The sequence below is a fragment of the Streptomyces sp. NPDC048496 genome (assembly GCF_043200055.1).
Taxonomy (GTDB): Bacteria; Actinomycetota; Actinomycetes; order Streptomycetales; family Streptomycetaceae; genus Streptomyces.
Window position 1 is genome coordinate 1 of record NZ_JBICXB010000117.1, and the last position, 3,670, is coordinate 3,670.

The 3,670-nt window shown below is 68.9% G+C and carries 2 protein-coding genes and 1 pseudogene; 1 reads left to right on the forward strand and 2 read right to left on the reverse strand.

The annotated features are described in order from the left end of the window. Positions 1–11: 11 nt before the first annotated feature. Positions 12–320, reverse strand: coding sequence for a transposase (locus ACGFSA_RS34900; RefSeq protein ID WP_393310166.1), 309 nt, complete (start codon positions 318–320; stop codon positions 12–14). A 1,035-nt stretch (positions 321–1,355) separates the two neighbouring features. Here ACGFSA_RS34900 and asnB point away from each other — a divergent pair. Next, complete coding sequence (gene asnB, locus ACGFSA_RS34905; RefSeq protein WP_393310168.1) at positions 1,356–3,203, forward strand: asparagine synthase (glutamine-hydrolyzing); 1,848 nt, start codon at positions 1,356–1,358, stop codon at positions 3,201–3,203. Positions 3,204–3,383: 180 nt separating this feature from the next. Here asnB and ACGFSA_RS34910 read toward each other — a convergent pair. Further along, positions 3,384–3,670 (reverse strand): annotated as a pseudogene (locus ACGFSA_RS34910) (hypothetical protein); the annotation flags it as partial.

Consider the following 3,670-nt stretch of genomic DNA (forward strand, 5'->3'; position numbering starts at 1 on the left):
GAGGAGCGCCATCACCTGGGCCGGGTCGGGTCGAGTTGCGCCGCGAAAAACGCCGAGGCGGTGCGCAGCACCTCGTTCGCCCGCTTGAGCTGGGCGTTCTCCTTGCGCAGCGCGGCGAGCTCGGCGCGTTCGTCGGTGGTGAGCCGGTCGTCACGCTCGCCGGCGTCCGCCTCGGCCTGCCGGATCCAGCCACGCAGGGCCTCGGGGTGCACGCCCAGGTCGAGGGCGAGCCGCTTGATCTGCGGCTTCGGGTCGGAAGTGCGATACATCCGCACCGCACGCTCACGCAACTCCAGCGAGTATTTCCTGGGGGCAGCCATGGTCGATGTTCCTCTCATGAGTCCCATCTGACCCGCTGTCACCTCACTCCGCATCCCGGGGGAACCTCAAAGGCGGAGGTCAGTGCGCCGGTGGCCCTCAGCAGGTTGTAGGCCACGGCCCACAGGGTGAGCCAGGCTGCGTTGGCGTTGAAGTGTCCGGACGACAGGTGGGCCATGGCGGAGGCTTTGCTGTCGGCGATGACCTGCTCGATGACGGCGTGGTGGCGGTTTCCCGCTCGGCCTGGAGCGTCGGGGCCGGGTTGTCGGTGAAGAAGGGGTGGTAGCGCCAGACGGGAAACAGTTCGCCCTGTTCGCAGACGGTGGCGGATTTGGCCAGGTCACGGACTCGTCGCACGATCAGCCGGCCGAAGACGGGAATCGTCGGGGGACACGGCCGGAGCGGCGAGGTCGTAGCCCGTGAGGGACAGTTCCGGGAAAACGGCCGCCGACCGGCTGACCGCCTCCGCGTGGGCCGCGGCATTGGCGGCGACATCGAGAGGGACACAGCCGGGCTGGGCGACGGCGACAGTGAGCGGCACGGGCACGCGGCACTCCGGATCAGCGGGCCGACCGGGCGTTCCGGCGGCGAACCCGCCCGGGGACACCTCAGGCCACCGGCGTGGACAAGGTTCTGACCAGCCTGGCGAGCAGGTCCGCCGGACGGGTCACCCGGGTCGGCCGTGCCGGGCCGTCCACAGACCCGCCGGGTGCACTCCACCGGCCCACCCCGGATTGGGGAAGTCATTGCCCGTGGCTGATTCGGACACCCTTCCCGGCCACACGGGCCCTTTCCGTACGGGCTGCGAAGCACGGTGGTCCCGTATAGGAAGGAGAAAGCGGCGGCCGAAAGTATGAGCAGTCGGCCTCCACCCACGTAAACGACCATGTTGACCGTCCGCGATCGCAGGCACAGGCTCGATACATAGCTGCTAGATACAACTGGTTCTGCGGGGCCCTCGCCCTCGGCATGCCGCCCATGGGGCGGCACCGTGCGTCGACCGCTCACCCGGTCGGGACCGAATCGGGAGGACGCGTATGTGTGGCATCGCCGGCTGGGTCTCCTTCGACCACGACCTGCGGGCAGCCGCGGACATCGCGACGCTGGACGCGATGACGGAGACCATGGCCTGCCGGGGCCCCGACGACCGGGGGACCTGGATCACCGATCACGCGGGGCTCGGACACCGCCGGCTCGCGATCATCGACCTGCCCGGCGGACGTCAGCCCATGTCCGTCGGCACACCCGACGGGGACGTCGCCCTCGTCTACTCAGGCGAGGCGTACAACTTCACCGAACTCCGCACCGAGCTGACCGCCCGCGGGCACACATTCGTCACCGACTCGGACACCGAGGTCGTGCTGCACGGCTATCTGGAGTGGGGCGAGTCCGTCGCCGAACGGCTCAACGGCATGTACGCCTTCGCCCTCTGGGACAGCCGCCACGACAAGCTCGTCATGTTCCGCGACCGGATGGGCGTCAAGCCCTTCTACTACTGGCCGACGCCCGACGGAGTGCTCTTCGGCTCCGAACCCAAGGCCATCCTGGCCAACCCGCTGGCCCGGCCCCGGGTGACCCTCGACGGGCTCCGGGAGCTCTTCACCCTCGTCAAGAACCCCGGCCACGCCGTATGGGACGGCATGTACGAGGTGGAGCCCGGCACGGTCGTCACCGTGGACCGCGGCGGCCTGCGCCGACACGTCTACTGGCAGCTGGTGACCCGTCCGCACACCGACGACCGGGACACCTCGATCGCGACAGTACGGTCGATGCTCGACGACATCGTGCGCCGCCAGCTGGTCTCCGACGTACCCCGCTGCGTCCTGCTCTCCGGTGGCCTCGACTCGTCCGCGGTCACCCTGCTCGCCGCCCAGCAGCTCGCCAAGAGCGGCGAGAAGGTCCGTACCTTCGCCGTCGACTTCGTCGGACGGACCGAGAACTTCGTCGCCGACGAACTGCGCACCACCCCCGACACCCCGTTCGTGCACGACGTGGCCCGGCAGGCGGGCACCATCCACCGGGACATCATCCTCGACCCGAACACCCTCGCCGACCCGGACGTACGCGCCCGGATGATCCGGGCCCGGGACATCCCCATGGGCCTCGGTGACATGGACTCCTCGCTCTATCTGCTCTTCCGGGCCATCCGCGAACACTCGACCGTCGCGCTGTCCGGTGAGTCGGCCGACGAGGTCTTCGGCGGCTACCTCCAGTTCTTCGACGAGGAGGCCCGCAGCGCCGACACCTTCCCCTGGCTGGTCCGGTTCGCCGAGCACTTCGGCGAGGACGCGGGCATGCTCCGAGACGACGTGAACCAGGCCCTCGGCCAGGAGACGTACATCCGCGACAGCTACGAATCCGCCGTCGCCGGCATCGAACGGCTCACCGGCGAGAGCGACTTCGAGTACCGCATGCGCAGGATCTGCCACCTCCACCTAACCCGGTTCGTACGCATCCTGCTGGACCGCAAGGACCGCGCGAGCATGGCGGTCGGCCTGGAGGTCCGGGTGCCGTTCTGCGACCACCGGCTCGTCGAGTACGTCTACAACACCCCCTGGGCCCTGAAGTCCTTCGACGGCAGGGAGAAGAGCCTGCTGCGCGAGGCCACCGCGGATCTGCTTCCCCGGTCGGTGTACGAGCGGACTAAGACCCCCTATCCGTCGACCCAGGACCCGAAGTACGCCGTGGCTCTCCAGGAGTACGCCCACGGCCTGCTCGCGCGCCCGGACCACCGGGTCTTCGACCTGGTCGACCGCGCCCGGCTGCAACGGGTGGCCGACCACGACGCACCGCGGATCACCTCGGCGTCACGCCGTGGTCTGGAACGCACCCTGGACCTCGCCGTGTGGCTGGACATGTACGAGCCGGAGGTGATCCTCAGCTGAGCGGGCCGCCGTCGGCAGGGCGCGCGGCGGCCGCACTCGCCGGACTCCTCGGCGCCACCGCGATCGCCCTCGTACCGCTCGCCGTGCGGTTCGGTACCCGCAGCCGCCACGAGAAGGCCGTCACCTCCGACGCACCCGCAACCCACGGGCGCGTCGGAGGCATAGCGTCCTGCGTTGCGCCTACTCCGTGAAAGGGTCCCCCACCAGGTCGCCCCACTCGATTACGAACGCACCTCTCTCCGGGTCAGCCCTGACCACGATGCCCGGGTCCGGTGCGTCGAGCTGCTCGCGGAGCCATCCCGTCATGCACACCACGGCGACCTCGAGCTTGTAGTCGGCCAGGGGGTAAACAAGGTTGTGCACCTGAATCTGGGCTCTGACAAGATTTTCGTAGCCGTTGATCGACTTTGCGGTATCGGCCTCGGTAAGTGCCTTGGTGGGGGAGGCTGGTGGCGTGTGATGTCGAG